This is a genomic window from Aureimonas sp. Leaf427 (assembly GCF_001425485.1).
GTDB lineage: Bacteria > Pseudomonadota > Alphaproteobacteria > Rhizobiales > Rhizobiaceae > Plantimonas.
Genome location: NZ_LMQW01000043.1, coordinates 257,230 through 277,413, shown reverse-complemented (window position 1 = coordinate 277,413; position 20,184 = coordinate 257,230). Strand labels below are relative to the sequence as shown.

The window sequence follows — 20,184 nt, the reverse complement described above, 5'->3', positions numbered from 1 at the left end:
CGTTCGCAGGAAGGACGATCCGCCGCCCCGCCTCCACGATCATATGGGATTCCGGCCCGATCGGCGAAGCGCCGTCAGCCGGAAAAGTCGAGACCCATCTCGCGGTAGCGCTCGGGGTCGTCGCCCCAGTTCTCGCGGACCTTCACGAAGAGGAAAAGGTGGACGCGCTCCTCGGCTGCTTCGCCGATCTCGCGACGCGCGGACTGGCCAATCGCCTTGATCGTCTCGCCCTTGTGGCCGATCACGATCTTCTTCTGGCTCTCGCGCTCGACATAGATCGTCTGTTCGATGCGGATGGAGCCGTCGTCGCGCGTCTGCCAGAGCTCGGTCTCGACATGGCTCGAATAGGGCAGTTCCTGGTGCAGGCGCAGGAAGAGCTTCTCGCGCGTGATCTCGGCGGCGAGCTGGCGGATCGGCAGATCGGTGATCTGGTCTTCGGGATAGTACCAGGGACCTTCCGGCAGGCGCTGCGCCAGCCAAGCCATAAGGTCGGCGCAGCCCGAGCCGTTCAGCGCGGAGATCATGAAGACCTTCTCGAACTCGACGCCGCGCTCCGTCAGGTCCTTGGTGAGGCCGAGAAGCTTGTCGCGCTGGATGCGATCGACCTTGTTGAGTAGGAGGATCACGGGGTTCCGGCTGTCCTTCAGCCGCTCGAGGATCGCCTCGACCTCGTCGTTGACGCCGCGCTCGGCATCGACGAGGGCGGCCACGATATCGGCATCCTTGGCGCCGCCCCAGGCGGTCTTCACCATGGCGCGGTCGAGCCGGCGCTTCGGCGCGAAGATGCCGGGCGTGTCGACGAAGACGATCTGCGCCCGGTCCTCGATCGCGATGCCGCGCACGAGCGCGCGCGTCGTCTGAACCTTGTGGGTGACGATCGAGACCTTGGTGCCGACGAGCTGGTTGAGAAGCGTGGACTTGCCGGCGTTCGGCGCACCGAGAAGGGCGACGAAGCCCGAGCGCGTCGGCCGCTCCTCCGGGGCCGCGACGGGGGCGGTGTCCTGATGATCGTCTTGGCTCAACTTTCGTCCTTCCAGATACCTTCGCGACGCAGGATCACCGAAGCCGCCTCCTGTTCGGCAAGCCGCTTGGAGCGCCCGCTGCCGTCGGCCGGCTCGACGTTCTCGATCACGGCACGCACCGTGAAGACGGGATCATGATCCGGTCCGGTGCGATCCACCAGCACGTAACGCGGCGGCGTCGTCGAGCGCGTGTGCACCCATTCCTGCAGGGCGGTCTTGGCGTCGCGCCGCGCCTCGCCGACCGCCTCGAACTTCGCCGCCCAGAAGCGCAGGATGAAGCTTCGGGCGTCCTCCATGCCGTTGCCGAGATAGATGGCCGCGATCAGCGCCTCCACCACGTCGGCGCGCACGCCCTTGGTCTTCTCGCCCTTGACCTTCTTCAGGTCCCCGCCGTGGCGGATGAACTGGGCGAGGCCGATCTCGTCGGCGATCTCGGCGCAGGCCTCCGCGCTCACCAGAGCGTTCAGCCGCAGCGACATCTCGCCTTCGCTGGCCGCAGGGAACATCTCGAAGAGCTTCTCGGCGACGACGAGGCCGAGCACGCGGTCGCCCAGGAACTCCAGCCGCTCGTAGCTCGACGCCGCGTTCGACTTGAGGCTCGCATGGGTCAGCGCGCGCTCCAGCCGCGCCGTGTCCGAGACGCGCAGGCCGATCCGGCGCTCGAGCTCCTGCGCCGACCGGTCGATCTTCAGCTGAGCCATGTGAAGAAGCGGCTCGGGCGCAGTTCCGTCGGCCACAGCCAGAGCTTGAGCGGCGATTCGCCGCCGTCGATCGAGAAGAAGATCGTCTGCGCCTTGCCGATCAGGTTCTCGGCGGGGACGTAGCCGACGTCGAGCCGGCTATCGGCGGAGTTGTCGCGATTGTCGCCCATCATGAAGTAATGGCCGGGCGGCACGACGAACTCGCGCGTGTTGTCGGTCGAAGAATTGGGATTGAGATCGAGCGTCAGATAGCTGACGCCGTTCGGCAGGGTCTCACGATATTGCGGAACGCGGCTTCCGTCCTCGGCGATGAAGTCTTCGGTGGCGACGCGCGGCACGGCGACGTCGTTGATGAAGAGAATGCCGTCGCGCATCTGGACCCGGTCGCCGGGCAGGCCGACGAGGCGCTTGATGTAGTCGACCTCCTCCTCGTGCGGCTTGCGGAAGACGACGACGTCGCCCCGCTCCGGCTCGGAGCCGAAGACGCGGCCCTCGAAGGGCAGATAGCCGACATAAGGCGGCAGCGAGGGTAGCGAGTAGCGGCTGAAGCCGTAGCTCCACTTCGAGACGAAGATGTAGTCGCCCACGACCAGCGTCGGCATCATCGAGCCCGACGGAATCGAGAAGGGCTGGAAGAGAACGGTGCGGATCACCAGGGCGAGCAGAAGGGCCTGGACGATGACCTTGATGGTCTCGCCGAAGCCGCCGCTCTCTTTTGTTTCGGCCCGATCGACCATGCCTATCCTCGTCCTTGCGCCCGCGGCCCGGCCGCAGGCGCCTTATAGCACCGCGACGCCCGCTGGAAACCGTTTCGTCACGTTTTCGAAATCCGCGTCATCGAGAGTCCGTCGGGTTCAGTCCGAACCAGACGGACCCTCGTCTCGTCTGTTGCCGTTTGTCTTGTTCGGGATGACCGGTCCCACTTATCCCTGACGAACGTCAGGGGACGTCGAGAGGCCGCGCCTCGATCACGACGAAGGCCTGCGCGAGCGGGTGATCGTCGGTGATGGTCACGTGGATGACCGGGACGTGGCCGGCCGGCGTGATCGCGTCGAGCCGCGCGCGCGCGCCGCCGGTCAGCGTCATGGTCGGCGCGCCGCCGGGCAAGTTGACGACGCCCATGTCGCGCCAGTAGACGCCGCGCGAAAGCCCGGTGCCGAGCGCCTTGGCGCAGGCCTCCTTGGCCGCGAAGCGCTTGGCATAGGAGGCGGCGCGCTGAGCCCGCCGGTCCGATTTCGCGCGCTCGACCTCGGTGAAGATGCGGTCCGTGAAGCGCTCGCCATGCCGCTCGATGGCCTTGGCCACGCGCCGGATATCGATGAGGTCGCTGCCGATTCCGATGATCAAGCCGCGCTCCCCATGGGACCGCGCGGCAGCGCGCTCGCAGCCCGGCGCTCCTGCAGGCGGATCGCACGGCGGCGCTGGAACGAACGAGAGGCGAGATAGACGACGCCGTAGGCGACGGCGGCGAAGCCGAGGCCGAGCGGCACCGAACCGACGAGCATCGGCTTGACGATCGGCTCCCAGATCGCGGCGAGATCGCGGTTCATCAGGGCATGGGTGAGGCCCGACGGAGCCGCGGCGTCGCCGGGCGCGGGCGAGACGCCGAGAATCAGGCGCCCGACCTCGTAGGTCGCGGCCCAGATCGCGGGAAAGGTCAGCGGATTGCCGACGACGCAGCCGAGCGCCGCCGCCGCCATGTTGCCGGACAGGCAGAAGGCGAGCGCGAAGGCGATGAGGAAGTGAAAGCCGAGAAAGGGCGTGAACGAGGACAGGACGCCGGCCGCGACGCCGGCGGCGATCGCATGCGGCTTGGCGTTCAGGCGAAGCACGCGCTTCTTCAAATAGGTCGCCGATCGGCGGAAGGACCGGCGGGGCCAGCAGGCCGTGCGCAGCTTCGTCCAGAATGTCTGCGGCTCGCGCCGGCGGAAGAGCATGGAAATCTCGATCGTCGTGAAGGCGGTCGCGCCGGGTCGGGAGAAAGAACGGTCGCCTTGGAGCCGCTTTTCCTACAGCGAGCGGCTACCCGGCTTGACCGGCGGAATTGCGGCAAGCTCCGGCGGCAGCGCATCGGCGGGATAGGCCGGCACCTCGTATTCGGCCAGCGCGATCAGGGGCACGCCGACATCGGCCTTGCCTGCCGAGCGGTCGATGATGCAGGCGGCCGCCACGACCTCGACGCCGAGCCCCTTCATGCACTCGACCGTCTCGCGGATGGAGAGTCCGGTCGTCACGATATCCTCCACGATGACGACGCGCGCGCCGGGCTCGATCTCGAACCGGCGCAGGCGGAAGACGCCCGCCTCGCGCTCGACCCAGATGGCCGGCACCTTCAGATGGCGCGAGGTCTCGTAGGCCGGGATCAGCCCGCCGACGGCGGGGCCGACCACTGCGTCGATCGTGCCCGGCACCTCGGCGCGGATGCGCGCCGCCAGCGCGGTGCAGAGCCGCTCGGTCAGGTCGGCATGCATGAAGACGCGGGCCTTCTGCAGGAAGATCGGGCTGCGCAGGCCGGAGGTCAGGATGAAATGCCCCTCCAGATAGGCGCCCGCCTGCCGGAAGATGTCGATCACCTCGCGCGTGTCCATGCGACTGCCTTTCGTCTCGCCGTCTTCGATCAGCCGTTCAAGCGGCTCGCCTCGGAGACGCAGGGCTTGGCGCGCAGCTGATTCAGCGTGCGCGTCAGGTGCTGCAGATCCCACACTTCGAGGTCGATGACCATGCTCGTGATGTCCGGCGCGGGCTTGACCATGGAGAGGTTGTGGATGTTGGCGTCGTTGGCCGCGATCGTCTCGGCGACCTCGGCCAGCGTTCCCGGCTCGTTGGACACCGAAATCTGGACGCGCGCGGGAAAGCGCGTGCTCATCTCCGACGAGATGTCCCAGCGCACGTCCACCCAGCGCTCGGGGTGATCGTCGAAGGCGGCGAGCGCGGGGGACTGGATCGGATAGACCGTGATGCCCCGGCCGGGATCGAGGATGCCGACGATCCGGTCTCCCGGCACGGCCCCCTCCTCGCAGAACTGCACCGGCGTATCGACGCCCGCGCCCCGGATCGGGATCGCGAGCCCCTGCTTCTCGGCCTCCGCGATCGAGGGGATGCGGAACATCATGCCGGTCGCCGCCCGCAGCTGGAACCAGCCGTCCTCCTCCGTGCGCACGCCGGGCTTGGTGACGCGGCTGTCTTGGAAGTCGGGATGCACCGCGCGCAACACGTCGGCCGTCGCGATCTCGCCGCGGCCGACGGCGGCCAGCGCATCGTCGATCTCGCGATGGCCGAGCTTGCCGAGATAGGGCTTCAGCCCCTCGCGCGTGAAGGTCTTGCCCGAGCGCGAGAAGCTGCGCGCCAGCATCTGCTGGCCGAGACCGGCGTACTGGCGGCGGATGGCGAGCCGCGTCGACTTGCGGATCGCGGCGCGCGCCTTGCCGGTGACGGCGATCGTCTCCCAGGCGGCGGGCGGGGTCGCGCCCTTCGAGCGGATGATCTCCACCTCGTCGCCGTTTCCAAGCTCGGTCACGACCGGCATGATGCGCCCGTCGATCTTGGCGCCGACGCAGGTGTCGCCGACATCGGTGTGGACGGCATAGGCGAAATCGATCGGCGTCGCGCCGCGCGGCAGCGCGATCAGCCGGCCCTTCGGCGTGAAGCAGAAGACCTGGTCCTGGAAGAGCTCGAGCTTGGTGTGCTCCAGGAACTCCTCGGGATTGTCGCCGTCGGCCAGAAGCTCGATCGTCCGGCGCAGCCAGGCGAAGGCGTTGGATTCGGTGGAGAGCACGACCCGCGCCTCCCGGCCGGGCTCGGCTTCCTTGTAGACCGCATGGGCCGCGACGCCCTGCTCGGCGATCTGGTGCATGTCGCGCGTGCGGATCTGGAGCTCCACGCGCTGGCGCGACGGGCCGACGATCGTCGTGTGGATCGAGCGATAGTCGTTCTGCTTGGGGATCGAGATGTAGTCCTTGAAACGGCCGGGCACCATCGGCCAGGCGCGGTGCACGATCCCGAGCGTGCGGTAGCAGTCGTCCTCGTCGCCCACGATGACGCGAAAGCCGAAAATGTCGGAAAGCTGCTCCAGCGAGAGCGCCTTGCGCTGCATCTTGGAGAAGACCGAATAGGGCTTCTTCTGCCGGCCCTTTACCTTGGCCGTGATGCCGCTGCCCGCGAGGCGCTCGGTGAGGTCCTTCTCGATCTGAGCGATGGTCGCGGCGTGCTTCTCGCGAAGCTCGGCGAGGCGCGCGGTGATCGTCTCGTAGGCCTCGGCGTTCACATGGCGGAAGGCGAGGTCTTCCAGCTCCTCGCGCATGTCCTGCATGCCCATGCGGCCGGCGAGCGGCGCATAGATGTCCATCGTCTCCTGCGCGATGCGCATCCGCTTGTCCTGCCGCATATGGCCGAGCGTGCGCATGTTGTGCAGCCGGTCCGCGAGCTTGACGAGAAGGACGCGGATGTCGTCGGCAATGGCCAGAAGCAGCTTGCGCAGGTTCTCCGCCTGCTCGGCCTTCTTCGACACGAGGTCGAGACGCTTCAGCTTGGTCAGCCCCTCCACGAGCTGGCCGATCTTGGAGCCGAAGAGCTGGTCGATCTCCTTGCGGGTGGCGTCCGTGTCCTCGATCGTGTCGTGCAGCAGCGCGACCGCGATGGTCGCCTCGTCGAGGTGCATCTCCGTCAGGATCGCGGCGACCTCCAGCGGATGGGAGAAATACGGATCGCCGCTCGCGCGCTTCTGCGACCCATGCTTCTGCATGGCATAGACATAGGCGCGATTCAGGAGGGCTTCGTCGAGATCGGGCTTGTAGCTCGCGACCTTCTCGACGAGTTCGTATTGGCGCATCATCGGGCGGGGAAGACATCCTGCGAGTGTTGTGGACGGCGGATACGCGGGAACGAAAAAAGGGCGCCTCGCAGCCGCGAAGCGCCCTTCTCAATATAGGAAGACTTTCGGCGGAGCCGAAAGCCTAAACCGCGACGAAAGGTCAGAAATCGTCGTTCTTCTCGGGGGCGACCAGGCCCTCGATGCCGGCGAGAAGCTCGTCTTCCGACATGCGGTCGAAGGCGATGTTCTCCTCGCCGTCGGCGGCCGAGCCGAACACGGTCGAGGCATCCTCCGGCAGGCTCGCCTGCGAGGGCGCCTGCGGCTCCGGCTCGTCGACCTCGACATGCTTCTGCAGCGAATGGATCAGGTCTTCCTTCAGATCGCCGGGCGAGAGCGTCTCGTCGGCGATCTCGCGCAGCGCGACGACGGGGTTTTTATCGTTGTCGCGGTCGATCGTGATGGGCTGGCCCTGAGCGATCTGGCGAGCGCGGTGGCTGGCGAGCAGGACGAGCTCGAAACGGTTCTCGATCTTGTCGACGCAGTCTTCGACGGTGACGCGGGCCATGCCTGTCTCCCCTAACGCTCTGAACTCGGACGGTAAGCTGCGTCCCTTAGCGGCATAAGGCAGACGGCACAAGCGCAAGGGACGGGAAATCAACCCCGCCCGACGATAAAAGCCCGCAACCGGGAGCTAGGTCTGCAACCCCAGCGCAATGTTGGCAAGCCGCTGCGGGCGGCCTAAGACAAAAGGACGGACCGTGTCAGCAGCCGCCGGCCCGTCGCGCACCAGCCGAGACACCGTCTTCCAAACGCTTGCCAGGTATCGATTTTCGAATGTTCGACTCCCGCGAAAAGATCGCTCTCTTCATCGACGGCGCCAATCTCTATGCGACTTCGCGAAGCCTCGGCTTCGACATCGACTACAAGAAGTTGCTCACCGCCTTCCAGAAGCGCGGCTATCTCCTGAGAGCCCACTACTACACGGCCCTGATCGAGGATCAGGAATATTCCTCGATTCGCCCGCTGATCGACTGGCTCGACTATAACGGCTATCGGCTCGTGACGAAGCCGGCCCGCGAGTTCACCGATTCGGCGGGCCGCCGCCGGATCAAGGGCAATATGGACATCGAACTGGCCGTGGACGCGATGGAGCTGTCCGACACGGTCGACCATTTCGTGCTCTTTTCCGGCGATGGCGACTTCCGCTCGCTCGTGGCCGCGCTCCAGCGCAAGGGTCGCAAGGTCTCCGTCGTCTCCACCCTGACGACGCAGCCCCCGATGATCTCCGACGATCTGCGCCGTCAGGCCGACCACTTCATCGATCTGGCGAGCCTTCGCAGCGAGATCGGCCGCAGCGCCGCCGAGCGCGAGGCCCGTCTCGCCCGCCGCGCCGAGCACGACGGCGATCTCGACCAGAACGAGGAAGGATGAGCCGAAGGGACGCCGACCGTTGACACCTGTCTCCGCTTCCGGCGCCGAGCCGCCCCAGCCCGATCGCGACTGCCCGCTCTGCCCGCGTCTCGTCGAGTTCCGCCGGACATGGCGCGAGAAGGAGCCGGACTGGCACAACGCCCCCGTCAGAACCTTCATGCCCGCCGGCGGCCCTGCGGCCGTCGAGCTTCTGATCGTCGGTCTGGCGCCGGGCGTGCGGGGCGCCAATCGGACCGGGCGGCCCTTCACCGGCGACTATGCGGGCGACCTCCTCTACGCGACGCTGAGCCGCTTCGGCTTTGCCAACGATCGCTTCGCCGCCCGCCCGGATGACGGGCTGGAACTGAAGGGCACCGCGATCATGAACGCGGTCCGCTGCGTTCCCCCGGAGAACAAGCCCCTACCGGTCGAGATCAACACCTGCCGCCAGTTCCTGACGCCGACGCTGACGGGCCTGCCGAACCTTCGCGCCGTCGTGACGCTCGGGCGCATCGCCCATGATTCGACGCTGCGCGCGCTCGGCATCCGTCTGAAGGACGCGCCCTTCCGCCACGACGGACGCCAAGACATCGCAGGCCTTCGCATCGCCTCCAGCTACCACTGCTCGCGTTACAACACGAACACGGGCGTCCTGACGACGGAGATGTTCGAAACGGTCTTCGCAAGCGTCAGGCAGTTTCTGGACGGGTGATATCGGATCAGACGGACGTTCCGGGGCGTCGGCCCTTTGCGCCATCGGGGCGCGATACGGCACTTCCTGCAGGCGCCTGCGACGGGCCGTCGCGCCGCGAGGCTTCCATGAAAGCGGCCGTTCCGAAAATGCCCGCCATCAAACCCGAGATGCGAAAGTCCACGTCCAGCCGCTCCCAGTGAAGACCGGTCTCCCCCAAAAGCTCGACCTCCGACAGGTCCTCGTCGGAGGCCGATTCCAACCCTTGCAAGGCATGAGCCGGAACCCAGAACGCGGACCCGTTCGAAAACTCCACGACGACACGCCTGGACGACAGGTCGTAGCGCACCGAGACCGGGATCGGACTTGCACTCCGCTCCCGAATGCCGCGACGGGTTGCGTCCAGATAGGCCGCGGTAGCGGTTTGACCCTCAGCCATGAATCTCGGTCCATTTCCTCAAGAGAAACTCATGATGGCTGGTGACGATCGATAGCGTCTTCGCGAGTTCACGCCTCGTCATTCCTCGCTGAGACAGAACCCGCAGACGAACGAGGTCGATCCGGGCTTCGCCGTCTCCATAGGCGTGAACATGGGCCGGCTCGTGATCATCCAGATAGATGACGATCCGCAAACCGGCCTCGCGAAGAACCGTCACCATAGGGACACAGCGTAAGCCAACGGCGCAGCTTTACGCAAGGCAAGCATCGCCGTGCTTCAAGCGAACGCTTGCGGGGGATATCCATCCCATCCGTCAGCGGTTTTCCTTCATCAGGCGCTGCTTCTGGCGGTTCCAGTCGCGTTCCTTCTCGGCCTCGCGCTTGTCCGGTGCGTTCTTGCCGCGGGCGATGGCAAGCTCCAGCTTCGCCATGCCGCGCTCGTTGAAGTAGATCTTCAGCGGCACGAGCGTCATCCCGTCTCGCTGGATGGCGCCGGCGAGCCGGTTCAGCTGCTTCTTGTGGACGAGCAGCTTCCGGCGGCGCTTCGGAACGTGGTTGAACCGGTTGGCCCAGAGATATTCCGGCACGTAGGAGTTGATGAGCCACAGCTCGCCGCCCTCCTCCGTCGCATAGGCTTCCGCGATCGTGGACCGGCCCTCGCGCAGCGACTTGATCTCCGTGCCGGTCAGGACCATGCCGGTTTCGAGCGTGTCCATGATCTCGTAGTGGAACCGCGCCTTGCGGTTCTCCGCGGCGATGTTCGACTTCTGCTTTGCGGGTTTGGCCATGGAAGTCCGGTCTCATGCGACGAGGGCCGGATCGTCCGGCCGTCGGCTGACGGATATGGGGTGGCGGCCGCCCGGCAGCCAGACGGGACCGGAGACGGCCGGACCTGCAGCCTATGCCGAGGGCGGCACAGCCGAAACGCTCAGTTGAGAAGGCCGGCGTGCCTCAGCGCGCTGTCGATCGCCTCCTCCGTCGAGCGCTCGATCGTCATCAGCGGCGAGCGAACCACGTTCTCGGCCTTGCCGAGGCGCGACAGGGCGTACTTCACGCCAGACACACCGGGCTCGATGAAGATCGCCTTGTGCAGCGGAAAGAGCCGGTCCTGATAGTCCAGCGCACGCGCGAAATCGCCGGCGAGACAGGCCGTCTGGAACTCCGAGCAGAGACGCGGCGCAACATTGGCCGTCACCGAGATCGCACCCCGCCCGCCGAGGGCCATGTGCGCCAGCGCCGTCGCATCCTCGCCGGTGATCTGGATAAAGTCCGGCCCGCAAGCCTGGCGCTGGTCCGACACGCGGTCGAGCTTGGCCGTGGCGTCCTTGACGCCGACGATGTTCGGGAAGTCGGCATGAAGCCGCGCCATCGTCTCGACGCTCATGTCGATGACCGAACGCGGGGGGATGTTGTAGATGAGGATCGGCAGGGTCACCGCCTTGGCGATGGCCGCGTAATGCGCATAGAGGCCGCGCTGCGTCGGCTTGTTGTAATAAGGCGTCACCACGAGGAGACCGTCCGCCCCGGCATCCTCGGCGAAGCGGGCGAGGTCGATCGCTTCCGACGTGTTGTTGGAGCCGGCCCCGGCGATGACCGGAACCCGCTTGTCCGCGACCTCGATGCAGAGTTCGACGACATGCTTGTGCTCGTCGTGAGTCAGCGTCGGGCTTTCGCCCGTGGTGCCGACCGGCACGAGACCGTGCGAGCCTTCCGCGATCTGCCAGGAGACGAGGGCGCGAAACGCCGCCTCGTCCAGCGAACCGTCGGCGGCGAACGGCGTCACCAGCGCCGGCATCGAACCCTTGAACATGCCCTGCCCTACTCCCATCGGTCCCCGCGCATGCGAGGCATACTTTTGCGCCGGAAGACGTTCCGGCGAGACGCTCGAGCGCCGCTCGGACTTGGCAGACCCTGCCGCCGGGATGCTCCCGGAGAAAGGGTATGCCAAGCGGCACCACGAGCGCGGCGGACCCGAAGAGTCCACCCGACATGAAAACGGCCGCTTTGCCTTCCACGAAGCTCGGCAGCATAGTGAAGGGCGATGATCGAAACAAGCGACGCAAGCGCGGCGGCGAAGTCCGAAAGCGCCATTCTCACCGGACTTTACGATTGGTTCATGGCGCCCGTGCACAATCGGGAAACCATAGAGCGCGGCCCTTTCGGCGTCGCGCCGACGAGCATTTTGATGCGTCGAAAGGTTGCCATGCTATTCCCGGCCGTCACCAAGCGCGTTCTCCTGCAGGGGCTTGCCGCGACCATGCTCGTGCAGGCCGCGGGCGCGCAGTCCGTTCTTCCCCCGGCCGGGCCGATGCCGACCGTTCGCCCGATGAGCCGCGACGGGGTCGCCATTGATCCCGCGAGGTTCGGCCGCTCCGCGCCCGCGGCGGCGAACCCGCTCGTGGCCCCCCGGCAAGCCGCGCCCGCAGCCGCCACAGCCGAAGTCGATCGGAGCGCGCAGGCCTTCACCGCCTCGATCTCGGCGATCTCCTCGCGCCCGAGCGACGTGCGCGCCATTGCCGGCGAACTGGCGGGCGGCCTGAAGTCGCTCTCGGCCGGCGACGTGAACAAGGCCCGGGCGATCCGCGAAGGCATGCGGCGGGGCACGCTCGACCGGCAGATCCTGACCTGGGCGATCGCCCTCAACGGCGGCCGGGACGTTCCGGCACGCGAGATCGCCACGGCCGCCGCCGAGCTGGAAGGCTGGCCGGGCATGAAGACGCTGCGGGCCAATTCCGAGCGCGCGCTCTATCGCGAGCAGCCGGCGGCACGGGACGTGGTGCAGGCTTTCGCCGGCACGCGCCCCCAGACGGCGGAAGGCGCGATGGCGCTCGCCCGCGCGCAGATCGAACTCGGACAGGCCGGCGAGGCCCGCCGGGTGATCGCCCGCGTCTGGCGCGAGGACAAGATGGACCGCGCCGTCGAAAGCCAGATCCTCAAGACCTTCGGCCCCATGCTGACCAAGGCCGACCACAAGCGGCGCATGGACATGCTGCTCTATGCCGACCGCGTTTCCGACGCCGAGCGGCTGAAGACGCTGGCCAATGCCGAGCGCCTCTTCGCCGCGCGCGCCGCCGTCGTGCGCGAGGACAAGAGTGCCGCCAAGCTCCTCGCCGCCGTGCCGGCCGGCCAGCGCTCTGACCCCGGCTTCCTGTTCTCGCAGGTCGAATATCTCCGCAAGGCCGACAAGGTAGAAGAGGCCGCGCGCATCCTCCTCCAGGCGCCGACCGACCGCGACGCGCTCGTCGATGCCGAAGCCTGGTGGAACGAGCGGCGCATCATCGCGCGCGATCTTCTCGACCGCCGCCGCTACAAGGACGCCTACCGCGTCGCCGCAGCCCATTCGGCGGAAAATCCGGCCGAAGCGGCGGAGGCCGAGTTCCACGCCGGCTGGATCGCACTGTCCTTCCTCGGCGACACGAAGACGGCCGCGCGGCACTTTTCCAAGATCGCCGAGCTTTCCAATCGCCCGCTCTCGCAGAGCCGCGCCTATTACTGGCTCGGCCGAACGGCGGATAAGAGCGGCTCCGGCAATGCCGCGCAATATTACGGCCGCTCCGCCGCCTATTCCACGACCTATTACGGCCAGCTCTCGGCCTCCCGCCTCGGCAAGGGACAGGGCAGCGTCGCCTATCCCAAGCCCAGCTCCGCCGAGCGCCAGCGCTTCGAAAGCCGCGCCGCCGTGCAGGCGATCCGACGGCTGGAGGATCTCGGCCTCGAAAGCCGCGCCAACATCCTCTACCGCGCGCTCGCCGACGAGTTGACGAGCCCCGGCGAACTCGCCCTTCTCGCCGCTCAGGCCGAGCGACGCGGCGACCATTATCTCGCGCTGAAGGTCGGCAAGCAGGCGAACCAGCGCGGCATCGATTCGGCGGCCGCCCTCGCCTTCCCGATCGGCGTCATCCCGGCCTCCGCCAACATCTCGGCCTCCGGCAAGGCTCTTGCCTATGCGATCGCGCGCCAGGAATCCGAGTTCAACCCCGGCGCCCGCTCGCCCGCCGGCGCGCTCGGCCTTCTTCAGCTGATGCCGGGCACAGCGAAATCGGTGGCCCAGAAGGCCGGCATGCCCTTCTCCCTCGCGCGCCTCACGACAGACCCCGGCTACAATGCCGCACTCGGCTCGCGCTTCCTCGGCGAGCAGATCGACAACTTCGCCGGCTCCTACATCCTCACCTTCGCCGCCTATAATGCCGGCCCCCGCAGAGCCCGCGAATGGGTCGAGCGCTTCGGCGACCCGCGCGGCAAGTCGATCGAGGAGGTCGTGGACTGGGTCGAGCGCATCCCCTTCACCGAAACGCGCAACTACGTGCAGCGCGTGATGGAGAACTATCAGGTCTACAAAATGCGCCTCGGCGCCGGCTCCAACATCCAGCAGGACCTCGTCTTCGGCCGCCGCGCGGGGTGAAGAAAGCGCTCGCTGAAACGACGAAAAAGGCCCCCGGAGACGATCCGGGGGCCTTTTTTTATGAGAGAAGCAAATCGTGCACCGACTCGATGGCCGATCCAGCCGACGAACGCATGCGAAGTCGCTGCAGAACGGCTTCTTCTCCCCTCCGAGGAGAAGTGCACGGCAGGGTGATGGTGGGCCTTCGCGCCCGCTTTCTTGATTGTTGCGCCAAGCCCCCTCATCCCGCTGCCGCGACCTTCTCCCCAAAGGGGAGAAGATGCCCGCTCGGAAACCGCCTTGCACGCTTCCACAGCGAACCCTCATTCGCCCCGGCCCGGCACGCCCTCCGCCATTCTTCGTCATGGAACTGCCAAACGACGTCACGACCACTCAGCACAGGCTTCTTCGCCCCTCCGGGGAGAAGTGCCCGGCAGGGCGATGAGGGGCGATTGCGCCCACCTCTCCCATCGTCGCGCTGAAAACCCCTAAGCCGCTGCCGGACCTTTTCCACAAGGTGAGGAGCAGACGGAGAAGAAGTGGCGCCAAGCGGCTCGCATGGCAGGGACTGAAAGGGGGGCTTTATCTCAACCAACACGACGGTCGGAGACCGCCTGCATCGCTGCGAAACAACCCAAAACGAAGAAAGGCCCGGCGTTGCCGCCGGGCCTCCCTGATTCGATCGGAGTGATCCGATTAGAACGTGCGCTTGAACTCGACGAAACCAGCGGTCGTGTCGAGGTCGTTGCTGATCGAGGACGGAAGGTCGACCTCGCGGTAGGAAACTTCGCCCAGAACCGAGAAGTTCGAGGTGATGTTGTAGCCGACGTTGCCGGCAACGCCCCAGTACTCGGCATTGCCGAGGTTGAAGGTCGAAACAGTCGAAACGCCGTTGGTGACGGTGTTGACGCTCTGCTTGAGGTCGAACGTCTCGCCGTAAACGCCGGAGACGGCCAGGAAGAGCTTGTCGAGCTGCTGCTGGTAACCAGCACCAACCTGCCACTCGCTGACGAGGTTGTAGGACTGCGTCGAGGTCAGGTTGACGACCGTCGGGAGCGCACCAGCGCCCGCACCGGTGAAGATGCCCTGGCCGCGGAACGCGCCGCCGGGAACGATGTAGTTGCCGCCCGTGTCGCCGGCGTAAACCGTCGGATCGAAAGCGTAGTGACCTTCAACCTTGAACTGGCCACCGGCCATGATCAGGTCCTTGAGGGTGACGCCGGCCTTCAGAGCGAAAGCGCCGTCATCCGAGTCGTTCAGATCGCCGTTGTAGAGGGTGGCGAAGCCGGGCTGGAAGCCAGCAGCAGCCGACGAGTCGACGATGAAGGTGTTGGCATAGGACGGGATCGCGTAGTTGAAAGCACCCGTGCCGCCAGCCGAACGGCCGATGCCGCCGATGTTGCTCTGCTCGTCGTAGACGCCAGAGACGTAGGCCTCGCCCCAGCCGCCTTCGTAGGCGAGCTGACCGACGACGTCGGGAACGAAGTCGCCCGAGCCATCGTCTTCGACCGACACGGCAGCCGTGAAGCCGGCAACGGCGAAGGTGTAGGAGATGCGGTTGGTGCCGAGATCGCCGACCGACCAGTCGTTGTCGGTGAAGAGGCCGTCACGCTCGGCCCAGAGCGAGTCGAGCTTGCCGATCGTCAGACCACCGAGCTGGATGTAAGCCTGGTCGATGCCGACGCCGTTGTTGATCGTGCCCTGGCCGGAGTTGGTAGCGGCGTTGTTCGTCGCCTGAAGGCGGATGAACGAACGGAGCATGCCGAGCTCGGTCTCTTCGCGGGCGTCGAACTCGACGCGAGCACGAACGCGGCTGCCGACGTTGTAGTCGTCGTTGCCGTTGCCCCGGATGAAGAAGCCGGGAACGTTGCCCGTCACACCACCAACAGCCGAAGAAGAGCCGTCCGAGAAAACGATCGTGCCAGCAGCGCCGGAAGCGCTGTTCAGGTTGTCGAGGTCGATGTCGTTGTTGGTCGTGTTGTCCTGCGCTTCGAGGCGCATACGGACGTAGCCGCCAACCTTGAGGCAGGTCTCGGTGCCGGGGATGTAGAAGAAGCCGGTGCCGTAGGTGTCGCAGATGCGGACGTATTCAGCCGGCTCGGGCTCGACCTGAACGACTGCGTCGGCAGCGCGGGCACCGGAAACAGCGACGAAAGCCGCCGCGGAGCCGAGAAGAAGGCTCTTAATGTTCATGTCCTGACCTCCAGTCAAGTTAATAGGTTAGGGTTGGGCCTTGTTATGAAGGGCAAAGCCTTCCCTGCCCCATCCCCTGCGTCGAAAGCCCGAAGCACTGACCGCGTTCTTTCTGACGCCACCTTTATCGAGCCCTGCCTCCGACGCAATCGCTGAAACACGGGTTCGGGGCCCTGAGAGCGGTTTGGACACACCCGTGTGACTGGAATGACACGTTTCTATTTACCGTCCGGTAACCTTCGTTAATCGAGGCTTAACCGAGGCTGAATTCCCGGCGTTTGTGGCCTCAATCGGGTGCGTTCCGGAGAGATTTCGACGAGCGCATGGCGAGGGTGGGGCGCCGTGAATTTCGAATCAAGCATCCGGAATCGCACGATGCGACGGGCGAGCGTGGCGGAAACCCGGCGACATGAAGACAGGCGCCGTGCGGGCGCCGATGGTCGGACGTCCGCGTGTAGGCCAAGCGGCAAGCGCGCTCGGCGACGCTCGCTCGTGGAATAGAGAGGCGCATCCCGCAGCGGTCGCTCGCCGATCGGAGCATTCATGGCAACCGGCCCGACGCCATCGGACCTGCCTTGATTCCCCCCGGTCGGTGAAGCAATCTCGCCGCCCGAAACGAGGATGCGCATGGCTCTCTATGAACTCGACGGGCAGGCGCCCGAACTTCCCGCGGACGGCAGCGCCTTCGTGGCGGATGGGGCGCGGGTCATCGGGCGGGTTCGGCTGGGCCGAAACGTCGGAATCTGGTTCGGCGCGGTCCTGCGCGGCGACAACGAGACGATCGAGATCGGCGACGACACCAATATCCAGGACAATGCGGTGCTCCACAGCGATCCCGGCTCGCCGCTCTCGATCGGCGCCGGCTGCACGATCGGACACGGCGCGATCGTCCATGGCTGCACGATCGAGGAGAACGTCCTCGTCGGCATGGGCGCGACAATCCTGAACGGCGCCCGGATCGGGCGCGATTCCATCGTCGGCGCGAACGCGCTGGTGACGGAGGGCAAGGTCTTCGCTCCGGGATCGCTCATCGTCGGCTCGCCGGCAAAGCCGGTGCGCGAGTTGGACGAGGCCGCGCGAGGCGCCCTCAAGGTCTCGGCGGCGCATTACGTCGAGAATGCCAGACGTTTCGCGACGGGGCTGAAGCGAATCGATCCCGCGTCATGACGCCGACCAATCAAGGCCCCGCTCTGTTCACGCCTCTGGCGCGCTCGCTGCCGGCGACCGTGCCCTTCGTCGGGCCAGAAGCTCTCGAACGGCGCATGGGCGTGGCCTTCAAGGCTCGGCTCGGGGCGAACGAGAGCGTCTTCGGCCCCTCGCCTCGTGTCGTCGAGGCGATGGCGCGCGCGGCCGGGGAAAGTTGGGCCTACGGCGATCCGGAACTCGGTGCTTTGAAAGCGGCGCTGGCCGAGCATCTCGGGCTCGAAGCCGATCATATCGCGGTGGGCGAAGGGATCGACGGGCTGCTCGGCAATCTCGTGCATCTCGCGGTCGGTCCGGGCGATGCGGTCCTGACCTCGCTCGGCGCCTACCCGACCTTCAACTTCCATGTCGCGGGGCGCGGCGGCGTTCTCCACACCGTGCCCTACCGGGACGACAGCGAGGATCTGGCCGCGTTGCTGGATGCGGCGCAGCAGCTGAAGCCGAAGCTGATCTATCTCGCCAATCCCGACAATCCGACGGGTTCCTGGCATGGGGCGGACGCGGTCATGGCCTTCGCGGACGCCCTGCCCGAGGAGACGATCCTCGTGCTCGACGAAGCCTATGGCGACATGGCGCCGGAGGGCGTGCTGCCGCCCGCCTCGTTCCTTCGGGCGAACGTCCTGCGTTTCCGCACCTTCTCCAAGGCTTATGGCATGGCGGGCGTGCGGGTCGGTTTCGTCTTCGGCCGGCCGGAAACGGTCGCGGCCTTCGACAAGGTGCGCAATCACTTCGGCGTCTCGCGCATGGCGCAGGCCGGCGCGGTCGCGGCTTTGAAGGACGGGGCCTATCTTCGGGAAACGCTCCGGCAGATCGGCGAGGCGCGACTCCATCTGGGGAGCATCGCGGAGGAAGCGGGATTTCGGGCGCTGCCATCGGCGACGAACTTCGTCGCGATCGATTGCGGGCGGGACGGCGCCTATGCCGCTTCGGTGCTGGAGGGCGTGATCCGGCGCGGAGTCTTCATCCGCAAGCCGATGGTGGCGCCGCTGGATCGGCTGATCCGGGTGACCGTCGGGCGCGAGGCTGACCTCTCGCTCTTCCGCACGGCACTGATCGAGACGATCTCGGACCTCTGATCGAGACGGCTCAGTGAAGCGTCAGCCAGTCGCGGGCGGCGCGCAGGGCCTTGGCGACGTCGGACTTCGTCATCTGGGAGGCGACTTCCTGGCGGTGATAGGCGGCGTCTTCCGCCCCGTTGCGGTCGGCGAGATTGAAGTACATGTGCGCGGAAACGAGGTCGATCTTGCCGTTGCGCCCGGAGGCGCAGCGAAGGCCCATCTCGAAGAGGATGTCGCCGGACGCCGAACCGGAGGTGGAGCCGGCGGTGGCCATTTCGGGGTCGAGGAGTTCGAAGCGTGCCATGGACTTAAGGTCCTTCCGGTTTCGGGCCGGCAGCGTCGCCGGCTCTGTTTCGATGACCTGAGAGTGCCCTGAGCCTTTCAACAACTCGCTAAAATGCAAGGCTAATTTGCGCTAAACACCTTGGAGAGAGTTCGGTAAGACTTCGGCAAACGCTCGCCGAAAGGCCCACAACTCCAGGCTTTGGCAGAGTTGCAAGTTTTGATTCAGCAAACCGGCCCTCAACACCTCGGAAACCACGTCTAACCATTCGAGCGATAGGCTGCGACGTCGAGACCGCGGGAAACTCTGCCAGTGCGCAGAGATCCGGGCGAGATTCACGCGGCGATCCATCGCGAAATCCCATCTTTGCGCTTGGATTCCCCGGATGGTGGGATTACGCTTACGTTAAGGGAAGATAGAGCAGCCAAGCTGCCGCCCTTATCGACATGGGAGCGTGGGATGAGACGATTTTCGATGGCCGCCGGCTTGGTTCTGGCCGGCCTGATCGGCGCGCAGGCGGCGGAGCCGGTCGCCGGCGCCTGGACCACGGCGAGCGGCGAGACGGCGAACATCGCCTCTTGCGGCGGCGCCTACTGCATCACGATCGTGACCGGCAAGTTCAAGGGCAAGCAGATCGGCAAAATGAGCGGCACCGGCGGCTCCTATTCCGGCGAGATCACCGACCCCGAAGCCGACAGGACCTATGCCGGCAGCGCCGAAGTGAACGGCGCCTCCTTGAAGCTGACCGGCTGCGCTCTGAAGGTCTTCTGCAAGACGCAGACCTGGAAGAAGCAGTAAAAACCACCACGATCCGGTAAAAGAGGCTCCACGTTCCCGTCGAGACGGCCGTGGAGCCGCGTCGGCGCTCGGCCGATCGAGAAAACGCGGTCCGTCGCCCCCTCATGGCGAGGGCGACGGGCCCGGCGTTCAACGTGCGCGCTGGTTGAACAGGATGGCCTGAGCGTCCTTGTCCTCGGCGATGTTCTTCCGATAATCCCGGCCGACCGCCAATCCGCGCTCCACGGCGGGGCGGGCCTTCACTGCCTCGAACCAGCGCTTAAGATGCGGCGTGTCGTCGAGGTTCTGGCCCTGGTTCTCGTGGGGCACGATCCAGCCGAAGGCTGCCATGTCCGCGATCGAATATTCGGCGCCGCCGAGATAGGCGTTGGCTTCGAGCCGCCGGTTCATCACGCCGTAGAGGCGGTTCACCTCGTTCGTATAGCGGTTGATGCCGTAGGCGATCTTCTCCGGCGCATATTGGCGGAAGTGATGCGCCTGTCCGGCCATCGGCCCGAGCCCGCCCATCTGCCAGAACAGCCACTCGTCCACCGCGACGCGTGCCCGCTCGTCGCCCGGGTAGAACCGTCCGAACTTGCGGCCGAGATATTGCAGGATGGCGCCGGATTCGAAGACCGAAATCGGCTGGCCGCCCGGCCCTTCCGGGTCGACGATGGCCGGCATCCGGTTGTTCGGCGCGATCTTGAGGAAAGCCGGCTCGAATTGCTCGCCCGTGCCGATATTGACGTATCGGACATCGTAGGGAACGCCGAGCTCCTCCAGCATGATGGAGATCTTCCAGCCGTTGGGCGTCGGCCAATAGTGGAGTTCGATCGGCTGGGTCTGCTCGGTCATGTGGGTTTCTCCTGATCGGCGGGGCGACGGAATCTAGCGTTCCGCGGCGTGGACGCCAGCCGAATGCCGTTTACGCATCGTTCAGGATTTCGAACGGCGGCTGAACGGCCGCGTCAGCCTGGGATCATCTTGCCCTCGTAAAATGGCGGCGCTCGCACGGAGGTTTTCCCGATGATCGCCCGCCTGACTGTCGTCGCCACGCTGTTCGCCCTCTTCGCCGTGTCCATGGCCGGGCTCGTCGAATCGACGCGGCCCTCGCATGCCTCCTTCGCGCCGTCGGGTACATCCTGTCTCGACCAGGGTCTGGTCTGCGCGGGACGCTGACCGGGCGCCGCCTATTCCTTGTTGGAGTGAAGCGCGGG

22 protein-coding genes are annotated in these 20,184 nt (G+C 66.1%); 7 read left to right on the top strand and 15 right to left on the bottom strand.

Features of this window, described 5'->3' with window-relative positions; genetic code table 11:
* Nucleotides 1-74: 74 nt before the first annotated feature.
* The 8 genes from era to rpoZ all read right to left on the bottom strand — a co-directional run bounded on the left by era (nt 75) and on the right by rpoZ (nt 7,098).
* Nucleotides 75-1,022: a GTPase Era gene (gene era, locus ASG62_RS19135; protein WP_056697235.1), complete on the bottom strand. Its 948-nt coding sequence runs from the start codon at nt 1,020-1,022 to the stop codon at nt 75-77.
* The gene (gene rnc / locus ASG62_RS19130) at nt 1,019-1,723 is read right to left on the bottom strand and encodes a ribonuclease III (protein WP_056697234.1); all 705 of its coding nucleotides are present in this window, start codon (nt 1,721-1,723) and stop codon (nt 1,019-1,021) included. Before rnc ends, era begins: the two co-directional genes overlap by 4 nt.
* Nucleotides 1,711-2,460 (bottom strand): signal peptidase I, encoded by a 750-nt coding sequence (gene lepB, locus ASG62_RS19125; protein WP_156382252.1) that lies wholly within the window; start codon nt 2,458-2,460, stop codon nt 1,711-1,713. Before lepB ends, rnc begins: the two co-directional genes overlap by 13 nt.
* A 202-nt stretch (nt 2,461-2,662) precedes the next feature.
* Complete coding sequence (acpS, locus tag ASG62_RS19120) at nt 2,663-3,070, bottom strand: holo-ACP synthase (RefSeq protein WP_056697231.1); 408 nt, start codon at nt 3,068-3,070, stop codon at nt 2,663-2,665.
* On the bottom strand, nt 3,067-3,660 hold the full coding sequence (locus tag ASG62_RS19115) for a DUF2062 domain-containing protein (protein ID WP_056697229.1): 594 nt from the start codon (nt 3,658-3,660) through the stop codon (nt 3,067-3,069). The genes acpS and ASG62_RS19115 overlap by 4 nt, the downstream gene beginning before the upstream one ends.
* Nucleotides 3,661-3,732: 72 nt before the next feature.
* A complete protein-coding gene (gene pyrE, locus ASG62_RS19110) occupies nt 3,733-4,311 on the bottom strand; it encodes an orotate phosphoribosyltransferase (protein ID WP_056697228.1) in 579 nt (192 codons plus the stop codon).
* A 29-nt stretch (nt 4,312-4,340) separates the two neighbouring features.
* Entirely contained in the window at nt 4,341-6,554 is a 2,214-nt protein-coding gene (locus tag ASG62_RS19105; RefSeq protein ID WP_056697227.1) for a RelA/SpoT family protein, read from the bottom strand.
* 139 nt (nt 6,555-6,693) lie between these two features.
* Nucleotides 6,694-7,098 carry a DNA-directed RNA polymerase subunit omega gene (rpoZ, locus tag ASG62_RS19100; protein WP_056697226.1) on the bottom strand — a complete coding sequence of 135 codons (405 nt, stop codon included), beginning with the start codon at nt 7,096-7,098 and terminating at the stop codon, nt 6,694-6,696.
* A gap of 269 nt (nt 7,099-7,367) precedes the next feature.
* Between rpoZ and ASG62_RS19095 the strand changes: the two genes are divergently transcribed.
* Both ASG62_RS19095 and ASG62_RS19090 read left to right on the top strand, forming a co-directional pair.
* A complete protein-coding gene (locus ASG62_RS19095) occupies nt 7,368-7,964 on the top strand; it encodes an NYN domain-containing protein (RefSeq protein ID WP_056697225.1) in 597 nt (198 codons plus the stop codon).
* A 19-nt stretch (nt 7,965-7,983) separates the two neighbouring features.
* Nucleotides 7,984-8,655: a uracil-DNA glycosylase gene (locus tag ASG62_RS19090; RefSeq protein WP_056697223.1), complete on the top strand. Its 672-nt coding sequence runs from the start codon at nt 7,984-7,986 to the stop codon at nt 8,653-8,655.
* A gap of 7 nt (nt 8,656-8,662) precedes the next feature.
* On the opposite strand, the gene ASG62_RS19085 is transcribed toward ASG62_RS19090, so the two are convergent.
* From ASG62_RS19085 to dapA, 4 genes are all read right to left on the bottom strand, one after another.
* A complete protein-coding gene (locus ASG62_RS19085; protein WP_056697221.1) occupies nt 8,663-9,073 on the bottom strand; it encodes a DUF2442 domain-containing protein in 411 nt (136 codons plus the stop codon).
* Nucleotides 9,066-9,293, bottom strand: a complete 228-nt coding sequence (locus tag ASG62_RS19080; protein WP_056697218.1) for a DUF4160 domain-containing protein — start codon at nt 9,291-9,293, stop codon at nt 9,066-9,068. Before ASG62_RS19080 ends, ASG62_RS19085 begins: the two co-directional genes overlap by 8 nt.
* A 93-nt stretch (nt 9,294-9,386) precedes the next feature.
* Nucleotides 9,387-9,860, bottom strand: a complete 474-nt coding sequence (smpB, locus tag ASG62_RS19075) for an SsrA-binding protein SmpB (protein WP_056697217.1) — start codon at nt 9,858-9,860, stop codon at nt 9,387-9,389.
* 140 nt (nt 9,861-10,000) lie between these two features.
* The gene (dapA, locus tag ASG62_RS19070) at nt 10,001-10,882 is read right to left on the bottom strand and encodes a 4-hydroxy-tetrahydrodipicolinate synthase (RefSeq protein WP_056697215.1); all 882 of its coding nucleotides are present in this window, start codon (nt 10,880-10,882) and stop codon (nt 10,001-10,003) included.
* Between the two features lie 516 nt (nt 10,883-11,398).
* Between dapA and ASG62_RS19065 the strand changes: the two genes are divergently transcribed.
* Nucleotides 11,399-13,474 carry a lytic transglycosylase domain-containing protein gene (locus ASG62_RS19065; RefSeq protein ID WP_413814222.1) on the top strand — a complete coding sequence of 692 codons (2,076 nt, stop codon included), beginning with the start codon at nt 11,399-11,401 and terminating at the stop codon, nt 13,472-13,474.
* 675 nt (nt 13,475-14,149) lie between these two features.
* Here the strand turns inward: ASG62_RS19065 and ASG62_RS19060 are convergent.
* On the bottom strand, nt 14,150-15,646 hold the full coding sequence (locus ASG62_RS19060; RefSeq protein ID WP_056697212.1) for a porin: 1,497 nt from the start codon (nt 15,644-15,646) through the stop codon (nt 14,150-14,152).
* A 627-nt stretch (nt 15,647-16,273) separates the two neighbouring features.
* Here ASG62_RS19060 and ASG62_RS19055 point away from each other — a divergent pair.
* Together ASG62_RS19055 and ASG62_RS19050 are read left to right on the top strand one after the other, a co-directional pair.
* Entirely contained in the window at nt 16,274-16,813 is a 540-nt protein-coding gene (locus ASG62_RS19055; protein ID WP_056697405.1) for a gamma carbonic anhydrase family protein, read from the top strand.
* Entirely contained in the window at nt 16,810-17,925 is a 1,116-nt protein-coding gene (locus ASG62_RS19050) for a pyridoxal phosphate-dependent aminotransferase (RefSeq protein WP_056697210.1), read from the top strand. The genes ASG62_RS19055 and ASG62_RS19050 overlap by 4 nt, the downstream gene beginning before the upstream one ends.
* Before the next feature lie 10 nt (nt 17,926-17,935).
* Here ASG62_RS19050 and ASG62_RS19045 read toward each other — a convergent pair whose 3' ends face one another.
* Nucleotides 17,936-18,211 carry a hypothetical protein gene (locus ASG62_RS19045; protein ID WP_056697207.1) on the bottom strand — a complete coding sequence of 92 codons (276 nt, stop codon included), beginning with the start codon at nt 18,209-18,211 and terminating at the stop codon, nt 17,936-17,938.
* A 453-nt stretch (nt 18,212-18,664) separates the two neighbouring features.
* On the opposite strand from ASG62_RS19045, the gene ASG62_RS19040 reads away from it, so the two are divergent.
* Complete coding sequence (locus ASG62_RS19040; protein ID WP_244487640.1) at nt 18,665-18,988, top strand: DUF2147 domain-containing protein; 324 nt, start codon at nt 18,665-18,667, stop codon at nt 18,986-18,988.
* A gap of 129 nt (nt 18,989-19,117) precedes the next feature.
* Here ASG62_RS19040 and ASG62_RS19035 read toward each other — a convergent pair whose 3' ends face one another.
* Nucleotides 19,118-19,822 (bottom strand): glutathione S-transferase N-terminal domain-containing protein, encoded by a 705-nt coding sequence (locus ASG62_RS19035; protein WP_056697205.1) that lies wholly within the window; start codon nt 19,820-19,822, stop codon nt 19,118-19,120.
* A gap of 171 nt (nt 19,823-19,993) precedes the next feature.
* Between ASG62_RS19035 and ASG62_RS26720 the strand changes: the two genes are divergently transcribed.
* On the top strand, nt 19,994-20,146 hold the full coding sequence (locus tag ASG62_RS26720; RefSeq protein WP_156382251.1) for a hypothetical protein: 153 nt from the start codon (nt 19,994-19,996) through the stop codon (nt 20,144-20,146).
* The last annotated feature ends 38 nt before the right edge of the window (nt 20,147-20,184 follow it).